Consider the following 22,565-nt stretch of genomic DNA (forward strand, 5'->3'; position numbering starts at 1 on the left):
ATGGCGCGGCTACACTTCCTCAGTTCCTCCCTGCTGGGTGCGGTGGGCAGCGCCATGGTGCCCATCTCGGCACTATTGCTGTTCTCAACAGCGGAGTACGGCGCGTTTTCCGTCCCGTATCTGATCTTTGCCCTGGGCTGGTCGATGACGCTTTCTGCAATCTGCGACACTTGGGCGCGAGGCCGGACGCAGAACCCGATCCACAATGAATGGCTCGGTTACTCGGGCGCTCTCTTCACGGGTGCCGCCCTCGCCGGGGTTCTCACCTTTGCTGTCGCTGCGGTAGTCCTTGGCAACTGGACCAACGCCATTGCCTCCGCGCTCGGCGTGGCAGCCAACATCTACCGCTTGGGCGCCCGGTTCTTCCATTCGGCGAGCCGGGGCCCCCAGGCCGTTCTGATATCCGACGTCGTCGGCGTCGCCGTGTTCATCCTGACAGTGGCGGCTGCCCTGTTCTTCCGCACCGGGGCTCTGGGCGGGGTGCTAGGGGCGTGGGCACTGGCAAGCATTGCTTCCTCCATGCTTTTCCCCCCGTCGCGCTTCCGCCGCGGATCGGGCCTCATCGCCTGGATCCAGCAGCGGCGAAAACGGATTGTTCCCCTGCTGGGCGAGTCCCTGCTGATGGACGCGGGATCGATCGGCGCACCTCTCGCGATGGCGCCCTTCCTTGGCACAAGCAATTTCGGCGCATACCGGAGTATCTCAAGTGTTGCCATGCCCATCCAGCTGACGCTCGATCCCATCCGACCGAACATTTCCCAAATGCCACCACGGCTGCTACTGGGCCGAAAGGTATTTTTTGGAGTCCTCGGCATGGCGGGATTGATGGCGCTCGGCTGTTTCGTGGTTCTCGGCTTCATCCTTCCCCAGCTTCATTTCGTTGCCGGCGCCCTGGCGACCCTCGCCAAGTACGCAGCAGCCTGCACCATCTACGTCGCGGTCGGGTTCTTCGGGCACTTCTACTACGTCGTCTCCCGCGGCATCCTGGCCCATGACAATCTCGTCAAGGGTCGGGCGGTCCAGACCGTCATGCACATCCTGTTCCCGTTCACAGGCCTGTTCCTCAATGGGCTTGATGGGGCTGTTTGGGGCTTCGTCGCAGCGAATGCAGCCGCCGCGCTGGTCTGGCCGGCATTCCTTGTCCGCCAGCACGGCCGGATACTAGTTCAGGCCAGCAAGTCCTAACTGGCAGCTTTGGTAAAGTGGCCAGAGTTTCACTGTGATCACCAAAGGGAGTTTTGATGCGTACGCTCATGCCGATTTACGGCACCCGCCCGGAAGCCATCAAGATGGCTCCGATCGTCTCAGCACTCCACGAGTCCCCGGACTTTGAGTGCGTTGTAACGGTGACCGGGCAGCACAGGCAGATGCTGGACCAGGTTAACGAGTTGTTCGAAATCGTTCCCGACTATGACCTGAACATCATCCAGCCCCGGCAGTCGCTGACCGGCATCATGACCCGGACCATGCAGGGACTCGACAAACTCTTCAATGAGCGGAAGCCTGACGCCGTGATCGTCCAGGGTGACACCACGACGTCGACTGCCGCCGCCATCGCGGCGTTTTACCACGGCATTCCGGTAATCCATGTGGAGGCTGGACTGCGCAGCGGAAACCTCCATTCGCCGTTCCCGGAAGAGGCGAACCGGAAGATCACCTCGCAAATCACTGCCCTCCACTTGGCCCCGACCTCGGAGAGCAAGAGCAACCTCCTGGCGGAAGGCATCCCGGAAAAGGACATCGTCGTAACCGGCAACACGGTCATTGATGCCCTGCTGGCCACCGTCGGCAAACAGGTTCCCTTTTCCGACCCTGTGCTGCAGGCGCTTGCGGACACCGGGCGCCGGATCCTGCTGGTCACCACACACCGCCGTGAGAACCAAGGCGAGGCCATGCGCGCGGTCGGACGCGCCCTTGCCCGGATCGCCGAGGCCGAGCCGGACCTCACAATTGTCCTTCCCGCCCATAAGAATCCGGTGGTGCGGGAAGCTGTCCTTCCATTCATCGAAACGTGCCCAAACGTCATCGTGACTGAGCCACTTGCCTACGGCGAGTTCACTCGCATGCTTTCCCTTGCCGACGTCGTGCTCACGGATTCCGGTGGAGTCCAGGAGGAGGCTCCCAGCCTCGCTAAACCGGTCCTCGTTATGCGCGAGAACACCGAACGACCCGAAGCCGTGGACGCGGGGACAGTGCGGCTGATCGGTACTGACGAGAACCGGATTGTCTCAGAGGTCACCGCGCTCCTGCACGACGAGGCGCACTACACTTCGATGGCGCAGGCCGTAAACCCCTACGGTGACGGCAACGCCAGTGCCCGCACCCTGGCCGCCGTCCGTGCCTTGTTCGGAACCGGGGAACGGTTGCCGGACTTCGATCCGTCGTTCCCGCATCGAGCATCCGAGGCCGGCGCACACGCATGACCATCGCCTTTCTACGTGCAACGCATGTTGCCCCTGACCCAAGGGTCGAAAAGGAAGTCAACAGCGTTCTGACGGAACACCCTGACATCCTGATCCTGGGCTGGGACCGCGACGGCGATCTTGCCCGGGACGAAGTTCTGACCTTTCCCAACGGCCACGCACGGATCATCCGCTCGGGGATCAAGTCGAGCTACGGCGCGAGCCTGGGAACGCTGCTGGGCATGGCATTGTTCCAACTATTTCTACTACGGCAGTTGTGGAAGCACCGCAAGGACCTCACCGCAATCCATGCAAGCGACCTCGGCACCGCATTGAGCGGCCTGATCATGGCCAGGATCCTGCGTGTGCCATTGGTCTACGACATTTACGACTACTTTGTTGATTCATTTTCGGTGCCCCGTGCGGTGGCTCCGCTGATCGAACGAATCGATACGTTTGTCATCAACCGGGCCGACGTTGTGATCATTGTCGGCGAAAACCGCGAGTCGCAACTGGCCAAGGCCCGGCCGAAGCGGCTGGTGGTCATCCACAACTCGCCGCCCAACACGGACGTGCAGGCAATAAGGGACGCGGATTCCCGCAAACGGTTCGTCTATGTCGGAATCCTCAGCGAAGGCCGCCTCATCTCCGAGCTGTTGGAGCTATTCTCCCGGCGACCAGATTGGCACTTGGACATCGGCGGTTTTGGTGCTCTCGAAGGGAAAGCTCGCCAATTCGCCGCCGACCATGACTCCATCACTTTCCACGGCCGGCTGCCGTATGCGGAAACGCTAAAGCTGGAAGCAGCGGCAGACTGTCTGCTCGCCGTTTACGATCCTGCTGTTCCCAACCACAAATTCTCCTCGCCAAATAAGTTCTACGAGGCCCTGATGCTCGGTTTGCCGATTATTGTCGCCAAAGACACAGGTGTGGACGAGTTAGTCAGCAACCATAAAGTGGGCGCGGTCTGTGACTACTCAGCGGCTTCTTTCGAAGCGACCGCGGGCCGCCTGTTCGCCGATGCCGATGAGCTTGCGGAAATTCAATTACGCGCTCGTACGCTTTTCAAGTCCACTTTCAGCTGGGACATCATGGAGGAACGCCTCCTCTCGATCTACCGCTCAATTCTCTAGACTGCGCCGGAAAGTAGTTTGATGTTGCCTTGCAATGGGGTATGCCCATGATTTACGCCAGCCTGGCCCCCTTGGTAGCCGCCGCAATCCTGATTTTGCTGGTCCCAGGTCTCCTCCTTGCATGGGCAACAGGTGTTCGCGGTTGGGCGTTGGCCGGCTCGGCCGGACCTGCAAGTGTGACCGTCATATCCGTTTCCGCGATACTCGCCGGTTTCGCCGGCCTTCCCTGGAACATTCTGGTGGTTCTCGCTGTATCCGTCCTCCTTGCAGCGGCGATCTTCGCGGTGCGCCGGCTGTGGCCCTCGTCGATCCGCAGGCGAGGGACACGTTCCGGGAGGACCTCCCGAAACTGGAATGGCATCTTCATCAGCTGGCTTGCCGTGGCGGCAGTGTTTGCGGTGCTCTTCTGGCGGCTTGGCCAGGTCTTCGGCGGACCCGAGAACATCTCGCAGACCTTTGACAATATCTTCCATCTCAACGCTGTCCGCTACATCGTGGACACAGGGAACGCGTCCTCACTGCGGGTTAGCGGATTTACCGCTTCCAACGGGATCGGCGGCTTTTACCCTGCCGCGTGGCATGATGTCGTATCCCTGACCCAACAGCTGACGGGCAGCACGATTCCGGCGGCAGTCAATGCCACCAACATTGCCATTGGGGCGCTAATCTGGCCCTTGTCGTGCGTTCTCCTCGCGACCTCCCTCTTCGGCCGGCGCCGGGCGGTGGTTGTCAGCAGCTGCGCCCTTGCAGCAGGATTCAGCGCTTTCCCCTTTCTGATGGTCGATTTCGGCGTCCTCTATCCGAACTTGCTTTCAATCGCGCTGCTTCCCGCGTGCATCGCGCTCCTTGCCCTGGCCCTTCGGGTAGCTCGTGGCTTGGCACTTCCGCCCGGCTCTGCCTGGATCCTGCTGCTGGGAGCCCTGCCGGGACTTGCCCTGGCGCACCCAAGCACCCTCTTGGCGCTGTTCGCATGGACGTATCCGGCAATCTTGGCAGCCGCCGTCGCGGCTTTCCGGCTCTGGCGACCTCGCTTCGGGGCCCGGCCCACGGCAGCAACGCTCCTGATCGCATTGATCGTCTACACCGGTGTGCTCGCAATCGGCTGGAAGGTGCTTCGGCCTGATGAGGCCCAGTCCACTTGGCAACCCGTTCAGACTCTCAGCCAGGCCTTCGGACAGGCTCTGACTAGCTCCCCCAAGGCCGACCGATTCCGTGGCTCATCTTCGCGTTGACCCTGCTCGGGATCTGGGCACTGTTACGGCAACGCCGTCACCTCTGGCTGTTGGCAATGTTCGTTGTTTCCGGACTGATGTTCATCATCGTTTCGGGCTACCCCTTCGGGAGCTTCCGGACCTGGTTCGGAGGCGTCTGGTACAACGATCCGTTCCGCCTGGCGGCACTATTGCCTGTAGCAACCCTGCCGGTCGCAGTTTTCGGTGCTGCCTGGCTGGCCGATCTCCTGCGAGGATTCCTCCACGACCGCCTAAGCGCGCGCAAGTCGCCGGTGTTGAGGGAATGGGTCACCGGATCCCGGGCTAAGACAGCGTCCGTCATTCTTTCCGTGCTCGCGTTGTGCGGACTCTTCGTGCTTTCCCAGGGCGGGGCCGTGTCCGCAGCCGTTCGCTCCGCGGCGAGCAACTACGCGGTCACGCCGGATTCACCTTTGATCTCCCTTGACGAGATGACGTTGCTGCGGAGGGCTGGCTCCGAGATTCCTGCAGACAACGTCGTCGTCTCGAGTCCGTGGACGGGTGCTTCCATGGTCTATGCAATCTCGGACCGCAAATCCCTGACGCCTCACGTTTTCGGAGAGTATGACGCCTCGACGATGGAAATCCTGCGTCAGCTCAATCATGCGGGTGAAACGCCGGAAGTTTGCGACGCTGTCCGCAAGCTCAAGGCATACTACGTTTTGGATTTCGGCACCCGCGAAGTCCATGGGGGCCACCACGAATTTCCCGGCGTCCTGAACCTTGAGACAAGTCCTGGCTTCAGGCTCATCGATTCCGAAGGGCCTGCGAAGCTTTACAAGGTCTCGGCCTGCGGCGACTAACGACTCGCAAGCGTTTGTCCAACACCGCCACCTCACGGCGGGTCAGTGGTCAGGCACACTGTGAGTGCCGTGGAATCGCTCTTCCATCCGCATTCGTCGTGTATCTTCGTCTGTGAAGGCTGAGGCTCCTGTGCTTTGTGGTGCAGTATTCATTTCAGTCTGACGACGCGGAATGCAATACGGGGCAAGGCCCCGCAAATCCAATTGGAAGATGCTCATGCCATTTAGCCCCTCCTCGGCTAGGAATGTCTTTGTTGCCGTTGTTTTTTGCTCGTTGACATTCGCGGGTTCGGGCATCGCGGGCGCGACCCCGGTTGAACCGTCTGGGACCGCCGCGGCGCCCTCGGCCACTCCAGCTCCGCCGGCTGCCCCGTCCCCGTCGGCTTCCGCAGCCACTGCTTACCCTTCGGGGCCGGCTAGCCCTACAGCCACCGGCGTTCCTTCCGCAACGGCTGGCAGTGTGGCGCCAGTTGCACCGTCACCAACGCCGCCGACGCCGGATGCCTCCTCTGATGAAAAAGTCCGGTACATCGTCCGGTACACACAGGAAACCGACATCGGCACAAAGGCGAGCAACTTGGAGTCCAAGGGCGTGGCCGTCGACAAGACTTTCACCCATGCACTCAAAGGCGCTGCTGTTACAACCACTCCGGCAGAGGCCGCAAAGCTATCGCTGTCCCCCGACGTCGTTTCACTTCAGGTCGACCAGCGCATCACCATCGCCCAAGACTCTTCGCCGTGGGGGCTCGACCGGACGGATCAGCGTGATCTACCGCTGAATACGTACTACCAACCGTTAGGAAGCGGCGCAGGCGTCACAGCCTATGTCTTGGATACCGGAATACGTTCATCACACAGCGAGTTCATTGGACGGGTTAACACAGGCTGGAGCAATGTCGACGATGGCCTGGGAACCGGAGACTGCAGCGGACATGGAACCCACGTTTCCGGTATTCTTGCGGCCAGCACATACGGCGTCGCAAAGTCCGCCACCATCGTTCCCGTGCGGGTCCTGGACTGCAGCGGTTCAGGATATACCTCAGGGGTGATCGCAGGCATTGACTGGATTACGGCCGACCATCAGGCCGGAACTCCTGCCGTGTTGAACATGAGCATGGCGGGTTTCACAGACATGGCCCTCGATGCCGCGGTTCAAGGCGCCATCGACCACGGGATCACCGTAGTGGCGGCGGCAGGCAACTACGGCGTCGATGCCTGTTCCGGTTCGCCAGCAAGGGTCCCGGATGTCCTGACTGTGGCCGCAACCGATTCCAGCGACACCCAGACGCCTTGGTCGAACTTCGGCAGCTGCGTCGACCTTTATGCCCCTGGCAAAGACATTACTTCGGCCGGGATCGCTTCGGACACAGCCTCGAAGATCATGTCCGGCACCTCCATGGCAAGCCCCCACGTTGCTGGTGCCGCTGCTGTGCTGCTATCCCTGAATCCCCAGATGACACCGGCCCAGGTCAGCGCAGCCATCCTTTCAAACGCGACGAGCGGTGTAGTGAAATCAGTCTCGGCCGGAACACCCAATAAGCTTCTCTACCTCCCTACTCCCCTTGCCCTGAAGGGTTCACAACTCAACGGAGCATTCGGGGCAGCGATGTCTGGCGAAACCTATGGCCTCAAGGACGGAGGCGGCTACCTTAGCTTCGAGCGCGGCGCCGTGCACTGGTCGCCGGCAAGCGGAGCACACTCTACCAACGGCCCCATTCGGACCCTCTGGGCAACACAGAACTTCGAGGACGGGAGCCTCGGCTACCCCACCACGGATGTCCTGAGCTACCCCAACGGCGGGCTCGCCCAGGTTTTCAAGGGTGCTTCCGTCTACTGGACGGCGGGCAGCGGGGCGCACGCAACCTCAGGCCCGCTCCGCGCCGCCTGGGGCACACTCGGATTCGAACGCGGTAAGCTCGGCTACCCCACCACTGACGAGCTCGACTACCCCAACGGTGGCCGTGCCCAGGGCTTCCAAGGCGGCGCCATCTACTGGACAGCTGCCACCGGAGCCCACGCCACCGCGGGTCCTATCCGGTCCGCCTGGGCGTCACTGGGCTTCGAGGGCGGCACACTCGGCTACCCGACTACCGATGAATTGAGCTACCCCAACGGTGGCCGCGCCCAGGGCTTCCAAGGCGGCTCTATCTACTGGACCGTTAACACGGGTGCACACGCCAGCATAGGACCAATCCGCGAAGCCTGGGCCGCTATGGGCTTTGAAAGTGGAAAGCTCGGATACCCCACCACCGACGTCCTCAGCTACTCGAACGGCGGCCTCGCCCAGGGTTACCAGGGCGGCTCTATTTATTGGACAGGGGACACCGGTGCCCACGCCACGGCGGGCCCCATCCGAGGCGCATGGGCCGCGCAAGGTTTCGAAAAGGGAAGGCTTGGCTATCCCACGAGCGACGAAACTCCGGGGATAAACGGTGGTGTCGTCCAGAATTTCCAAGGCGGGTCAATCTACTGGACCGCCGTCACGGGAGCACACGCCAGCGCCAACCCCATCAGAGGCGCTTGGGCTGCTGTGGGCTACGAAAACGGCAAGCTCGGCTACCCGACGACGGACGAGATGAGCTATCCGTACGGCGGCATCGCGCAGGCGTATCAGGGTGGATCCATTTATTGGACCTCGGCGACAGGAGCCCACTCCAGCGCCGGTCCAATCCGATCCGCCTGGGGCAGGGCGGGGTTCGAAAGCGGTCGGCTCGGCTACCCCGTGACGGATGAGATGAGCTACCCCAACGGCGGAGTTGCCCAAGCCTACCAGGGCGGCTCCATCTACTGGACGCCCGACGCTGGCGCCCACGCCACGGCAGGTCCAATCCGCACCGCTTGGGCCTCCCAAGGTTACGAAACCGGCAAGCTCGGCTACCCCACCACTGATGAACACTCGACTCCCGATGGTGGCATCGCCCAAGGATTCCAGGGTGGCACCATCTACTGGAGCAACTCCGGCGGAGCCGTCATCAAGTAGCATGCCCACCGCCGCCACGCAGTAGGGGACCGCGCCAATAGAGAAGCGGGCCGTACGGTACAGAAATTATCGCGACGCCGGGGCGCCCAGCTCTGCGCCGAGGCGTGGGGCAAGCTGTGACGACAGCTGTCGATTCAGGTGATCAAGGTCGTAGTAGACCGAGACCCCACCGACTGCGCCGTAGCAGTATGAGTCGTCGCAGAAGTAGCGGGACATGTCCAGCAGCCGAACTTTGTTGTCATTGGCTGCCTTGACTGCCGCGACGATGGGATCTTCCGGAAGTGCCTGGTTCCGAGGAGCGCGGCATCTGAGCGGGCTGTCGGCGCTGAGGGCAACGCAATTAGCGTCGCGGACCTTGTCGTTGAGAGGGGGATCAGCGATGGCATAGACGACCGCCCCAGTGCGTGTCCACCGGTTCCAGTAGCTGGTGAAACCTGCCTTGTACTGCTCTTGTTGGGACCGGCCGGAGCCATCGTTGATCTGTTCACCTGCTGCAAAGCTTGAGGTGAAGACTTTTGCGGGCTTGTCCCGCTCCACGGCGTCTGCGACGTTTCTGCGCCACAGGCCGCACCTCTCTACAGCGGCTGGGTCCGCAGTGGACCCGCGGTATCCGATGTACCTTACATCAGCCAGCGGGCACCCACCGCTATAGCTAATTTTCAGCCTCCAGTGATTTGTCCGGGCGAGTTCAATGATTGCCGGCTGCCATTGCTGGGCGTGCGAATCCCCCACCAGCCAGACAGACTCACCATCACGGCGCCCGGCCGAATAGTCACAGACTGCAGGGCCTCCCGGGTTGGCCTCACCGAGTGTGTCCTTCGTGGCTGGACAGTCCGCGGGCATGCCCCAGTACTCGTTGGCAGGCCCCATGTTCGCATCCTTAACGGGGCGGGCGAACGGGTCACCACATTCGGGCTTGTCGACCGCCCGGGGTCCAAAACAAGGACCCTCCGCGTCAGTCCGGGCAAGAGTCGCGGCGGCCTGAGCCTTGGGTGCTACCTGCAGGTAAAGCGTCGTCCCGCCCAACGCCAACGCGATCATGCCGGCCGCAACACTGACGAGCACGCGTCGTGACCGCGTGGCGTGTTGGGGCCGCATGGTCCATCGGTCCTCAATCCACAACTTCGTCAGCCAAGCCAGAAGCACTGCCACGAGCGCCAACGACATTTTGGCTGCAGCGCCCAGGGTTGTCCCCAGCAAGAACGGCGCCACGACGATCAGCGGCCAGTGCCACAGATACAGCGAATACGATATGTTGCCTATGAACTGCACCGGTTTTAGAGCCGTGAGCCGGTCGTGCCACAAGTTCGCACCGCTCGCGCCTGCACGAATTACCAACACCGTGCCCGCGGCCGGCACAAGAGCGGTCCAGCCTGGAAACGGGGTCGCGTGATCGTAGATCACAGCGGATAAAAGAATGAAGGCGAACCCGCTCAGCGCCATGATGTTCAGGGTGCGCCGACGGAGCGCCGCACGGGGAACGGACAACGCAAGGAGGGCACCCGCGCCGAACTCCCAAACGCGCACCGGCGTGCTGAAATACGCTTGGCTGTGTGCGACGGCCGTTAGGTAAATGCTGAACCCGAGGGAGGCGACCACAGCCACTCCAAGACCGGTCACCAGGGTACGGCGAGGGTCGCTGCGCCGTCGTACTGAGAAAACGTAGAGGCCGATCAGGGCCAGCGGCCAGGCTAGGTAAAACTGTTCCTCGACAGAGAGCGACCAATAGTGCTGCACCATCGTGGCCGACGCATTCATCGCCGAGTAATCCACCGACTTCGCCGCGAGCACCCAATTCTCGACATAGAAGGCGCTGCCCACAATTTCTTGGGCGTTAGCGGTCCAACGAGTGTAGGGCAGCCACAGCCAAGTCGCCGCGAGAGATACCGCCAACACGATCAGGGCCGCTGGCAAGAGCCTTCGCGCGCGTCTTGCGTAAAACTGGCCCAAGCGCACCCGACCACTCGTCAGGAGTTCCTTGCTCAAGTGCGAGGTGATCAGGAATCCGGAGATGACAAAGAAGACATCAACGCCGACATATCCGCCAGGCAACTGGAGAGGCCAAAGATGGTTGGCCACTACGAGGCTCACGGCAAGTGCGCGCAGTGCCTGGATGTCAGTTCGGAATCGTCGTTTGCCGGACAGACGTTTCGCGGGTGCCTCATTCACACGAAGAGGGGCTTCTTGCGCGAGGCGTCCATCGAGTCCCTTGCCACTGCCTACCGAAATATCGTCTTGTGAAAATGTCATCGGATCAGCGGGAGCTTTCGGCGCGGAGCTGAGCCACAGCATCATCAATGGCTCCGTCAAACACGACATTTCCGTGTTTGAGAACCACGCCCCGATCGCAAATACGGGAAACGAGTTCAAGGTCGTGGCTGACCACAACCAAGGTCTTCCCTGCTGCGGAAAGCTCCTTGATCTTGGCGAGGCACTTACGCTGAAACGGTTCGTCTCCGACTGCCAATATCTCGTCCACGAGGAAAACTTCGGGATCAGTATGAACTGCCACGGAGAACGCGAGGCGAAGGTACATTCCCGATGAATAGAACCGGACCTCGGTGTCGATGAAGTCGCCGATCTCGGAAAACTCGACGATGGAGTCAAATTGTTCGTCGATCTGAGACTCGGTCATCCCCAAAATTGCGCCGTTTAGGTAAACGTTGTCCCGTCCGGACAGATCGTGATGGAAGCCAGCGCCAACCTCGATAAGGCCGGCGACCCTGCCCCTCGTGCGCACAGATCCGCTATCAGGCAACATAACACCGGAGATGTGCTTGAGCAGCGTGGACTTGCCGGAGCCATTCAATCCCAATAAAGCGACGGTCTCACCTTGCTGGATTTCGAGATCGACATTGTGGAGGGCATGGAACTTTTTCGAGATGTCGCCCTTACGGCCGGTGACGAGCCAGACAATTGCTTCCTTGAGGGAACGCGTATGCCTCAGCACAAACTGCTTGTTTAGTCTCTGAACCTCGATTGCAACAGACATCCTTAGAGCTCCTGTGCGAATCGGCCCTCAAGCCGGCGGAATGCCCACTGGCCGAGAACGAGAACTGCAAGGGAAACGCCAAGTCCCACGGGGACCCAGAGGGGCAAAAGATTCGGCGGCATGGGAGCAGTTCCATCGGTGGTAGGAAGCCAAAAGGCGTAGTGAAAGGCTTCAACGCCGATAGTGATGGGATTGACTTGGTAAAGGGAATACCATCCCTCGCCAAGTTTCTCCCGCACCATGGTCCAGGAATACATGATGGGAGATGCCCAGGTCGCAACCATCAGAAGCATGTCGACGATGTTCTCGGAGTCCCGGAAATAGACATTGGCAGAGCCAAAGAGCAGCCCCAGGCCGGTAGCGAGCATAGCTACGACGACGAAACCGGCGACGGCAGCGACCAATTGCAGGAAGCTGGGGTGCCATCCGGCAAAGAAACAGGCAACAACCAGGACGACCAACTGGGGAATGAAATGCACTGCGGAAACCCAGACCGATGCAACCGGAAATAGCTCGCGCGGCAGATAGATCTTCTTGATGAGACCACCATTGCCCACGATGGAGCGGGCCGCGTTGCTGAGCGCCTCGGTGAAAAAGTTGATCAGAACAATTCCGGAGAACAAGTACACAGCGTAATTGCCCAGGCCGTCCGGGTTTCGGGCGCTCTTCTCAAGTCCAAGGAAGACGCCCAAGGCGACATAGAAGACGAGAAACTGGACGCCAGGCTTTACATAGGACCAAAGCAGCCCAAGTACCGATCCCTTGTAACGGATCTGCAGCTCTTTCCGGACAAGCAGCTTGAGCAAGAATCGCTGTCTAAACACATCAGCGAGCCCGCCCCCCACGCCCGGACGGACGAGAGGGGCGGACTCGTTGAAGTCACTCGCAGTTGTCACCCGTTGACCTTTTCCTGCGGGGTCGTGGTCACCGCGTCGAAAGTCTCGCGCCACGCCCGCTGGGACGTGAACTCGGGCAAGCTCCGGGAATATTCTTCGGCAAGCTTTTCCCAGTCCTGGAGAAGCTGTTGGTGGAGTTTGATACTGCGGGCCATCATGTTGCGGAAATGCTCGGGATGGCGCTTGTACCAGGATGCACCCGTTCCGTCCGCGGACGACACAATTGCGGAGTCCAGCTGGGACAGGCGCCACCAGCGGGCATCCATTGCCGGGACGAGTGCCTCGGGGTGCTCGAGCGCTCCAGGCCGCACGCCCTGAACCTGACGGACTCCTGCCGACGCGGCAGTCGCCAGGGCCGCGAAAATCGATTTCGGAGAGGACGGCTTCTTGCCGCGCCGCGGGGGCTTCACGCGCTTCACTTGGGGGAAGGTTGCAACGTCCTTTGTGATGCGGGCATCATCAAAGTCCGCACGTCGCGCTCGTATTTCGGGGAGCTTGGTCTTGATTGTCTCGTGCAAGTGGGACGGCCCCTTGAGGAGGTCCTCAAGGGCATCAAGCCGAAGCTCAACCGCGGAATACTGCATCGACAGCAGGTGCTTGACGTCCACCATGAAACTCTGGCGCGGCAGGAATCCGCCCTTTTTGTAGGGCGAGTAGACCAGGGCGGCAAGCCAGCGGTTTCGCTGGTGGAAGTATGCCTGCCAGTCGATCGTGTCATCTTTTTCAGTCCAAGGCATGTGCCACACGGCAGCCCCCGGAAGAGTGACTGTCGGGTAGCCATGGCGCCGGGCCCGGATGCCGTATTCGGCGTCGTCCCACTTGATGAATACCGGAAGCGAGAGCCCTATCTCGCGCACGACACTGGTCGGAATCAAACACATCCACCAGCCGTTGAAGTCCACATCGATCCGGCGGTGCATCCAAGGCGTCGTGCGAAGGTTGCTCGCGGAGAAATCATGTGCCTCTTTTGTGCTTTCGACGGCGCCCCACTGGAACTTGTACTCGTTGACTTCCTCGCCGAAGCTGTGCATGACGGAGCGTTCATACAGATTGAACATGTGACCGCCGACGATCGACGGCTTCCTCGTAAAGTCAGCGAAATTGATGGCGCGCAACACGCCTTCCGTCTCGATGATCACGTCATCGTCCAGCAACAGGACGTATTTGCTTCGGCCGTCCTCAACCGTCTCGAGCATTCCTCGGGCAAAGCCGCCCGAACCGCCGAGGTTTCCCTGCTCAATGAGTCCGAACTTGTCTCCAAGTCGGGCGGCGGCCTCTTCAAACCCTTCCTGGTCCCGAACCTTCTGCGTTCCCTGGTCGGTGATCAGGAGCCGGTCCATGACGTTCAAGAGCTCTGGAGAGTCTGCAAAAGTGGACAGGTGCTTGACACAGAAATCAGGGCGGTTGAAGGTGGTTACCGCAACCGTGGCGGTGCCCGCCTCGAATCCTTCGGGCTTGCGCACGGACCATTCGGCACCGAGAAGTTTGACCTGTTCAGACGCAGCCACGAGGTCAAACCAGTACCAGCCGCCATCGCCGAAGTTCGCCAGCGGTAGGACGACGTCCACCGGCCGCCCGGCGTCTACGCTGATGCTTTCCACCCTGTTGGAGGTGCCCCTCGCAGTGGAACGAAGGATGACTACGGTTGCCGGTGCGTCAACCGCGACCGTAAGACGCACACTGGTGACATCCGTGTGTGCCCTCCAATAGCTTGCGGGAAAAGCGTTGAAGTAGGTGCCAAACGAGAGTCGTCGATAGGCCGGCAAGTGCAGCTGGCGGCGGTTCTCAATGAAATCCGAGCGGATCTTTGCCCCGCTGGAAGTGACAGCTGTGACACCTGACCCCGACTTGGATGTCTGCGATTCTTCAGATACAACGCGCTGGGCCGCGTTGAAGTCCAGGTACAGGGGAAGGGTGTCGGAATCTCCGTCAGTCGGAAAGACAACACGATGGACTGTCTGCCACTCTTCGCCCAGCCCGGGCGTAGCGCCCGGATTCATGGGCTCCGTTGAAACGCTCATGCGTCCACTCCTCCGCTTTCAATCTCTGCGCCGCTTTCGAAGTGCGGACGGATCTTGTTGTCAAACATGGACAGGGCAGAGCCGATGGCCATGTGCATATCGAGATACTTGTATGTGCCCAGACGCCCCCCGAACAACACGTCCTTTTCAGCGGCTGCGAGATCGCGGTATTTCAGGAGCTTCTCGCGGTCATCCGGGGTGTTGATCGGGTAGTACGGTTCATCGCCGCTTTCCGCAAACCGGGAAAATTCGCGCATGATGACGGTCTTTTCCGTCTGGTAACCACGCTCCGGGTGGAAATGGCGCGGCTCGATGATCCGGGTGAACGGGACGTCGTCGTCGTTGTAGTTGACAACGGACGTTCCCTGAAAATCGCCCATGTCCAGGACTTCTTCTTCGAAATCGATGGTGCGCCAGGACAGATCTCCGGCGACATAGTCGAAGTAGCGGTCAACGGGGCCGGTGTAGACAACGGGTATCTTCCCGGCAACCTTGTCTTTTGAATACTCGTGGGAGTCATCGAAGAAGTCGGTGTTCAGACGTACTTCGATGTTCGGGTGTTCGGCCATCTTCTCGATCCATGCCGTGTAACCGTTGGTCGGCAGGCCCTCAAATTTGTCGTTGAAGTAGCGATTATCGTAGTTGTACCTGACGGGAAGCCGCGAGATGATTCCCGCTGGCAGGTCCTTGGGGTCCGTTTGCCATTGCTTGCCGGTGTAGTGCTTGATGAACGCCTCGTACAGGGGGCGGCCGATCAGCTGGATGCCCTTGTCATTGAGATTCTGCGGATCGGTTCCCGCGAGTTCGCCAGCCTGTTCCTTGATCAGGTCCTGCGCCTGGCTGGGAGTCAAGTTGGCGCGGAAGAACTGGTTGATCGTTGCCAGGTTGATGGGGAGAGAGTAGACCTCGCCCTTGTGCACGCCGTATACCTTGTGGACGTAGTTGGTGAAGCTTGTAAACCGGTTGACGTACTCCCATACGCGCTCATTTGAGGTGTGGAAGAGGTGTGCGCCATAGCGGTGCACCTCGATTCCGGTCTGCTCTTCCGTTTCGCTGTAGGCGTTGCCACCGATGTGGTGCCGGCGGTCAATGACAACAACCTTCAAGCCCAGCTCAGTGGCGGCCTGTTCTGCGATTGTCAGGCCAAAAAAGCCTGACCCGACGATGACGAGGTCAGCGGTCACAAATACTCCTGGTTCGAATGCGGGCAGCCCAATGATCTGCACTGGCTGCAGGTCAAGCCTACCCGAGATGCCGCATCCAATTGCCGCCGTGCTCGTTCGCCGCTCAGCGGACGGAGCGTTTTCCACATAGGCCAATCGACCAAGAACATCCGGCGCTCATTGCAAATACGTTGGAGGAGTATCAATCGTCCAAGCCGAAGGAGCGGCTACAAAGTGACATTCCATTGCACCTTGGTCCGGGGTCCGCGGGCGCCTCGGCAAGGGGAACCCATTGAGCTGACCATCGCCGTGGGCGACGGCAACTCAGGCGCCCTCGTCCAGGCCGCAGTCGCCGCTGAGTTCGGAACCGGGGAACTGGTGGTCGACGGGCTGCCGCTCAAAAGCCTCACCGTCGGCGCGGCGCCACTTATGCCCGGAGCCGTGTTGGTTGACGGCGCGGATTCGTGTGGACAGGACACCCCCGACAGCGGACGCGCGCCCACGGGGCTGTCGCTGCTGGTCCATACGGGCCCTTCGGCGGGCCTGATTGTTCCGCTTGAACGGGGCAGTTACAGGATCGGGCGGAGCGGCGCTGATATTTCCCTCCCGGATCCTGACGTTTCCCGATTCCACGCTGCCCTTGAGATATCCGAGACAGCAGTCACGATTACTGACAATGGGAGCGCGAACGGGACACTGGTGGATGGACGCAAGATCCGCTCGGCTTTCCTCTCGACCACGTCCAGAATCCGATGTGGTGGCTCTACCATGTCGGTTGTCTTCGACGATGGAGATTTCGGGGCGGAGTCACTGGGGACAGCGGGGCTTAGCATCGCGGAGCCTCTCTTGGTGCAGTCTCGAAGCGACGCCCATGCCCGCATCCAACTGCTCCTCACAGCGGGGTTACCGCTTCTGCTGGGAGTCGGCATCGCCCTGGCCACGGGAATGTGGATGTTCCTCGGATTCACGGCAATTTCTGCGATCGCAGTCCTCGCTCCAGCGATTTCGGGAAGACAGCAGCGCAGGCTTCTGGCCGCGGCGATCGAAGAGGCTGTCGAACAAGACAGAGCCCGGCGACGGCGATGCTCACCCTCCGCCGCAGAGCTAGCCGTTGCCGTCAGGTCATCTGCCTCATCGGCGTCGGACGAACGCGGGCGCAAGCAATTGACACTGCCGAGAACCGGCGCGGCGCAAGGAACGGTGGGCTGCCATGAAATCTGGCTCCGGCTCGGCACGCGTCCGCAGAACGCCTTGGTTGCACTCAATCCTCCCGATCCGGGCTTTGAACCGCCGCAGTTGGGCCCGGTTCCAGTAGTTTTGGATCCCACCACCCAAGCAGTTTCCTTCACGGGACCTGAAGCCAAGGTCGAAGGCATGTTCAGGTTTCTGCTCATGCAACTTGCGGGGTTTCCCAGCGCAGCGAATGTCCCCATCCTCATTCACGGCCCAATTGCCCATGTGCCGTTCAGTGCCCGTTTCCTACCCCGCGTCACGATGACCACGGACGCACGGTCGGCAGCAGCCATTCTCTCCACGGGAACCGGGGAACCGGGGGCACTCCTTTTGGTGGGGCCCGAGCCTGATCCCGACGACGATTCACTCCGGCAGGCGGCGGCCGAATCTGGCTGGAGAATCTTCCAACGGACGGCAGGCGGAGCTGAGGGCAATTGCGTTGTCGAGCTTTGGAACAGACGCGCAGTCCTCCGATCGTGTCTTTCAGAGACGGAATTTGATCCTGACCTGGTCCCGTACTCCGTCTTTGACCGCTACTGCCGCTCGTTGGCGGCCTTGCCGGCACCGGCGACAGCAAAGGCATCGTTTGTCCCCTCTACGTGCATGCTCGCTGAGCTGCTTCCGAACGACCCATCAAGCATCGCTGGCCGGTGGAGCGACTCTTCGTCGCGAAGCGGCCTAGCCGCGGTCATCGGACAAGGGGCCGAAGGGCCTCGGTCCCTTGACCTGGTTTCCGACGGCCCGCATCTCCTTGTGGCCGGAACGACGGGATCGGGAAAGTCCGAACTTCTACGCACTATCGTGATGGCGATCTCGCTGACCCACAGTCCTGACAGGGTCAACTTCCTGTTTGTTGATTTCAAGGGAGGTTCGGGCCTCGGGCCTTTGATTGATCTGCCCCAATGCACCGGAATGCTCACAGATCTCAGCGAACACGAACTGGAGCGTACCCTTGCGTCGCTACGTGCCGAGGTTCGGATGAGGGAGGCATTCCTTGCTGAGGCCAATGTCCCTGATCTGCCGGGATACTGGGCCAGGGTCGCTTGGACGGGAGCCGGGATCCAGGCGGTACGAGGAAAGCAATTGCCCGTCCTCCCCGGGCTAGTACTTGTGATCGACGAATTCAGGATGCTTGTTGAAGACGCGCCGGCCGCCCTGGCCGAACTGATGCGAATCGCCACCCTCGGCCGGTCTTTGGGCATCCATCTGATCATGGCAACACAACGCCCGCAGGGCGCACTGAGTGCTGACATCCGGGCCAACGTCACCACGAGCATCGCTCTTCGAGTCCAATCAGATATGGAGTCGCGGGACATCATCAACTCGTCCGCAGCGGCATCGATTCCGGTGTCCCTCCCTGGCCGGGCCTATTTGGTTCGCGGGGTAGAGGATGCTGCGCTTTTCCAGTCGGCGGTTCTCTCTCGCGGCGAAGGAGTTCGATCACTGACGAGGACCGTTGCCCGGCCGGCAGCAGAATCGCTCCGTGCCAGCGGTTCGTCTGAGATCGCCGAGGCAAAGATTCAAAGTCCAGAAACTACCCCGGCAGAAGCAGCGCGTCCCATTATCAAAAGAATCAATCAGGTTTGGGACACCCACGGAGGTAGACCGCTCCGGAGACCTGTTGCGGATGCGCTTCCTGAATCCATCTCGTTCCACCAATGCCTCAGGGCAGCCGCATCGGCGGGCAAACATGCGGCGCCCGCGAAATCGGAAGGGGGAGCGGCTTACCTTGGCTTGGTCGACTTGCCCACGCAACAGCGACTCACAGGCCTTCTCTGGTCTCCTTGTCTGCACGGGAATCTCGGGCTTGTGGGTCCTCCGGCAAGCGGAGTCGAAGACGCCTGCCGCGCGGTAGCAGCGCAGCTTGTTGCTAGTGCCGAGGAACTTCATCTCTATGTTCTGGATGGTGACGGCACTTTCGCCGGTGTTGCAGCCCACGGGCGCGTCGGTGCCATCGCTTGCCTCAGCCACCCAAAGAGGGGCGTCCGGATTCTGGAGCGGCTGACGGATGAAATGGCAGCGCGGCAGGCCCGGGCTGCTGTCGCCCGGGAAGTTCCCTTGCTGCTTGTCATTTCCGGCTGGGGGTCCTGGATCTCACAATTGCGCGCTGGGCCGCTTGCCTGGGCTGAGGACCTCGTTCACGCCATAGTCCGCGACGGGCCGAAGTCAGGACTGACGGTTCTGGTAACGGGTGACAGAGAACTGGTCGCATCGCGCATGTTCGGGTCAATTCCCAACCGTGCATACTTTCCGCTTGGCACTACGGAAGAGGGGCGGATGGCGTGGCCGCGGTTTGCGGCAATGAGGACTTTGCGGGGCAGGGCCCGCGTGAGTGGCGAATTCCTTGATGTCGACACGGCAGTCGCCCAGTTCGTCGCACCACCGTCAACCACGGCCTGGCCGTACTGCGAACCCCCTGAGCCTGAGCGGCGCCCTTTCCGGGTGGAGCCGTTGCCGCAGTTTGTCCGGGCCTCGGACATCGTGGCGGGCCACGGTATCGAAGCCATTGCTCCTTCTTCGGCTCGCCCGCGCGGGGCTGTGCTGCTCGGGTTGGGAGGCGACGAACATGAACCCGTTTGGATCACGCTCCCGCGATCGGGAGTCCTTCTTGCCCTTGGTTCCCCTGGATCCGGCAAGTCCTCGTTGCTCACCGCGCTGCCGTTGCTCAATCCAGGCCGTCAATGGAGGTCACCACCACAAGGTACAGATCCGGACGCTTTCTGGGCGGACTTCCACAGGAATGAAAGCAGCAAGCTTGTGGGTACCGGCACCATTCTCCTGGTGGACGACGCCGAACACTTGAGCAGCGCAACCGGCATGCTGCTTGCCGAGCTTCCGACTATGGGATTCTCCGTAGTGGCAACTGCGGGGCACAGTGCGGCCCTGCTGCGGCGGACGCCCCTGGTATCCCTTGCCCTGGCCCACGGAAGCGGGATTCTCCTTGGCAAAAGATCGCCTACGGATGGGGATCTCTTCGGTATCCGCGTCGACGTCGAACAGGCACCCACACCAGGCCGCGCTGTCCTGATTGAGAACGGAAGAACGCGCCCGGTACAGATCGCCGCTCCGGAATGACGAGCCGCGCCGGAGCGAAACGGTCAGAGCGCGGCGCGGGATCCGCCGGTTCGGGACGCAAACGCGATGACCCGCTTGTCGAACAGAAGGACAATTCCGGCCAAAGCCGGCACCACCATGGCAAGTCCTGCGAGTGTCAGCCCACCGGTCATCGTGGGAAACCCGATCGTCAACACGAACAACTGAGCGACCAACGCAGCCGCGCGGGTCCAACGATAGCCTCGGAACAAGAAATGGCCCACAGCAAACAACCACGCAGAGAAGGCCAGGAGCAGGCCCAGGGTAAACACCGCTCCCCAGAATGAAGCCACCGGCGCCCCGATCGCCAGCTGGTAGATATACAGGGCCGCTGCAGTCAACAGAGCGAGGCCTTCCAGCACAACCACAACCGAAATAAAAACGATTCCTCGGGGCCGCTTTCCTTCGCCGGATGCTCCGGCAGGGTTGTTGGGGCTGGTCCCTTGGCCGTCGTCGCCGGGCACGGCGGGGTCTTGGGCGGGGTTCAGAGGGGGTCTTGACACACTGGCACACTACCGGACATAGTCGAGTACCTGTGAGTAGACCGGCAGCCAATGTGATGCATCGCTCACGGTTTCAACGGCTTGAACCCCTTGTTTACATGGCGTTAACATGACACGCTTGACTGAGACGACCAAGGGGGCCCAATGGGTCCCCTTTCCTATGAAGCCTCTCGTGAATATTTTCACAAAAGGCTCAACTAGTACTCACGAATGGAGTGACTGATCAGCATGGATTGGCGTAACCGCGCAGCCTGCCTTGACAAGGACCCGGAGCTTTTCTTCCCAGTAGGCAACACCGGCCCTGCGCTTCTCCAGATCGAGGAAGCGAAGAGTGTCTGCCGTCGCTGTCCTGTCGTGGACACATGCCTTCAGTGGGCTCTTGAGTCGGGCCAGGATGCCGGCGTCTGGGGCGGCATGAGCGAAGACGAGCGCCGCGCGCTCAAGCGCCGCGCCGCCCGCGCACGCCGCGCTTCCTAAACGCCTACGGCAAGAGAACACGCCGCCCGAAGCGAACAGAACATACAAGGATGGCCCGGACCAAGGTCCGGGCCATCCTTGTATGTCTCGCCGGCTGCCAACACACCGGGTGACGTGTCCCTGGTGTCAGCTTCGCTCCAGGCTCAGGACGATCTCGACGGCGGTGCCGCCCCCTTCGCGGGGCATCCACTGGATGCTGCCACCCAACTCGCTCGTGACAAGCGTCCGCACAATCTGAAGGCCGAGGCCTTCTGTGTACGACCCCTCGGGCAGTCCAACGCCATCATCGGCGATCGTCACGGTCAGGAGTTCATCGCCGCGCTCCCCTGTCGAACGATCGGCCATCAACCATACAGTTCCGGCCCGGCCTTCGAGGCCGTGTTCCACGGCATTCGTCACGAGCTCGTTGATGACCAGGGCAAGAGGTGTAGCAAAGTCGCTCGGCAATTCACCGAACAGACCTGAGCGCTCGGTCCGGACATGCTGCGATGGGGACGCTACTTCGGCCGAGAGCCGGAACTGGCGTCCGATCAGCTCATCAAAGTCCACGCTCTGAGTGAGCCCCTGCGAAAGCGTCTCGTGCACCAGCGCAATGGTCGCCACCCGCCGCATTGCCTGTTCCAGGCCTTGCTTCGCCTCATCGCTGACCATGCGTCGCGACTGCATGCGCAGCAAGGCGGCCACAGTCTGCAGATTGTTTTTGACGCGGTGGTGGATTTCGCGGATGGTGGCATCCTTGGTAACAAGCTCAAGCTCGCGGCGTCGTAGTTCGGACACGTCGCGGCACAAGACCAAGGCACCGAAGCGATGCTTTTCATCGCGCAACGGAATCGCGCGCAATGACAGGCTCACGCCGCGGGACTCAATCTCGCTCCGCCACGGCATCCGGCCAGTGACTACCAACGGCAAAGTCTCGTCCACCATGCGCCGGTCCTTGAGGAGCCCTGCGGTTACCTCCGCGAGAGACCGCCCTTCCAAGGTCTCCACCTCGCCGAGGCGGCGGAATGCGGAAACACCGTTCGGACTCGCGTACTGCACGATCCCGTCCGCGTCGAGCCTGATCAGGCCGTCCCCCACACGGGGCGCGCCGCGGCGAGAGCCCGTGGGTGAAGCGAAGTCAGGCCACAGTCCCAGGGTTCCCATGCGGAGCAAATCGTAGGCGCATTGCCTGTACGTCAGCTCCAGGCGGGAAGGCATCCGCGAACTGGAGAGGTCCATGTGCGACGTGACGACGGCGAGGGTCCGCCCGTTCCTGACCATGGGCACGGCTTCAACCCGCAGCGCCATCTCGCTGCTCCAGCTCGTTTCACTGGAGCGTTCGATTGAACGGCTGGACCATGCCTTGTCGACTATCGGTTGCAGATCCGATCGGATGCCTTCCCCGACAAAGTCCGCATGAAACACCGTGTGGCTCGTCGAAGGCCTGACGTGTGCCAGCGCGATGTAGCCGAATTCCGGATGCGGAAACCACAAGGCCAAGTCTGCGAACGCAAGGTCGGCGACCATCTGCCAGTCGCCGACCAGGAGGTGCAGCCATTCGGCATCTCCAGGCCCGAAATCAGCGTGCTCCCTGATGGGGTCTGTAAAGATTGCCACTGCACCTCCATATAACGCCGGGG

Annotated in this window: 13 protein-coding genes and 1 pseudogene; 7 read left to right on the top strand and 7 right to left on the bottom strand. The window is 61.1% G+C overall.

Translation table 11 applies throughout. The features are described from left to right. The 5 genes and pseudogenes from ACX5I4_RS14375 to ACX5I4_RS14395 all read left to right on the top strand — a co-directional run bounded on the left by ACX5I4_RS14375 (nt 1) and on the right by ACX5I4_RS14395 (nt 8,568). Complete coding sequence (locus ACX5I4_RS14375; RefSeq protein ID WP_461837243.1) at nt 1-1,185, top strand: hypothetical protein; 1,185 nt, start codon at nt 1-3, stop codon at nt 1,183-1,185. Nucleotides 1,186-1,241: 56 nt separating this feature from the next. Next, nucleotides 1,242-2,423 (top strand): non-hydrolyzing UDP-N-acetylglucosamine 2-epimerase, encoded by a 1,182-nt coding sequence (wecB, locus tag ACX5I4_RS14380; RefSeq protein ID WP_461837244.1) that lies wholly within the window; start codon nt 1,242-1,244, stop codon nt 2,421-2,423. Then, nucleotides 2,420-3,535, top strand: coding sequence for a glycosyltransferase (locus tag ACX5I4_RS14385; protein WP_461837245.1), 1,116 nt, complete (start codon nt 2,420-2,422; stop codon nt 3,533-3,535). Before wecB ends, ACX5I4_RS14385 begins: the two co-directional genes overlap by 4 nt. 47 nt (nt 3,536-3,582) lie before the next feature. Then, a pseudogene (locus ACX5I4_RS14390) lies at nt 3,583-5,588 on the top strand (DUF6541 family protein). A gap of 460 nt (nt 5,589-6,048) precedes the next feature. Then, nucleotides 6,049-8,568, top strand: coding sequence for a S8 family serine peptidase (locus ACX5I4_RS14395; RefSeq protein WP_461837246.1), 2,520 nt, complete (start codon nt 6,049-6,051; stop codon nt 8,566-8,568). Nucleotides 8,569-8,634: 66 nt separating this feature from the next. On the opposite strand, the gene ACX5I4_RS14400 is transcribed toward ACX5I4_RS14395, so the two are convergent. Genes ACX5I4_RS14400 through glf form a run of 5 tightly spaced genes read right to left on the bottom strand, consistent with a single transcriptional unit; the run spans nt 8,635 to nt 15,661 of the window. Further along, complete coding sequence (locus tag ACX5I4_RS14400; protein WP_461837247.1) at nt 8,635-10,818, bottom strand: acyltransferase family protein; 2,184 nt, start codon at nt 10,816-10,818, stop codon at nt 8,635-8,637. 4 nt (nt 10,819-10,822) lie between these two features. Beyond that, nucleotides 10,823-11,560 (bottom strand): ABC transporter ATP-binding protein, encoded by a 738-nt coding sequence (locus ACX5I4_RS14405; protein ID WP_461837248.1) that lies wholly within the window; start codon nt 11,558-11,560, stop codon nt 10,823-10,825. A gap of 2 nt (nt 11,561-11,562) precedes the next feature. Next, complete coding sequence (locus ACX5I4_RS14410) at nt 11,563-12,456, bottom strand: ABC transporter permease (protein ID WP_461837249.1); 894 nt, start codon at nt 12,454-12,456, stop codon at nt 11,563-11,565. Next, on the bottom strand, nt 12,453-14,477 hold the full coding sequence (locus ACX5I4_RS14415) for a glycosyltransferase (RefSeq protein ID WP_461837250.1): 2,025 nt from the start codon (nt 14,475-14,477) through the stop codon (nt 12,453-12,455). The genes ACX5I4_RS14410 and ACX5I4_RS14415 overlap by 4 nt, the downstream gene beginning before the upstream one ends. Further along, entirely contained in the window at nt 14,474-15,661 is a 1,188-nt protein-coding gene (gene glf, locus ACX5I4_RS14420; protein ID WP_461837251.1) for a UDP-galactopyranose mutase, read from the bottom strand. Before glf ends, ACX5I4_RS14415 begins: the two co-directional genes overlap by 4 nt. 213 nt (nt 15,662-15,874) lie before the next feature. Between glf and ACX5I4_RS14425 the strand changes: the two genes are divergently transcribed. Beyond that, nucleotides 15,875-19,948: an FtsK/SpoIIIE domain-containing protein gene (locus tag ACX5I4_RS14425; protein WP_461837252.1), complete on the top strand. Its 4,074-nt coding sequence runs from the start codon at nt 15,875-15,877 to the stop codon at nt 19,946-19,948. 23 nt (nt 19,949-19,971) lie between these two features. Here ACX5I4_RS14425 and ACX5I4_RS14430 read toward each other — a convergent pair whose 3' ends face one another. Further along, a complete protein-coding gene (locus tag ACX5I4_RS14430; protein WP_461837253.1) occupies nt 19,972-20,469 on the bottom strand; it encodes a hypothetical protein in 498 nt (165 codons plus the stop codon). A 228-nt stretch (nt 20,470-20,697) separates the two neighbouring features. Between ACX5I4_RS14430 and ACX5I4_RS14435 the strand changes: the two genes are divergently transcribed. Then, nucleotides 20,698-20,946 (top strand): WhiB family transcriptional regulator, encoded by a 249-nt coding sequence (locus ACX5I4_RS14435; RefSeq protein ID WP_003804966.1) that lies wholly within the window; start codon nt 20,698-20,700, stop codon nt 20,944-20,946. Between the two features lie 126 nt (nt 20,947-21,072). On the opposite strand, the gene ACX5I4_RS14440 is transcribed toward ACX5I4_RS14435, so the two are convergent. After that, on the bottom strand, nt 21,073-22,542 hold the full coding sequence (locus ACX5I4_RS14440) for a sensor histidine kinase (RefSeq protein ID WP_461837254.1): 1,470 nt from the start codon (nt 22,540-22,542) through the stop codon (nt 21,073-21,075). Between the last annotated feature and the right edge of the window lie 23 nt (nt 22,543-22,565).

Source organism: Arthrobacter sp. MMS24-S77 (assembly GCF_054888235.1).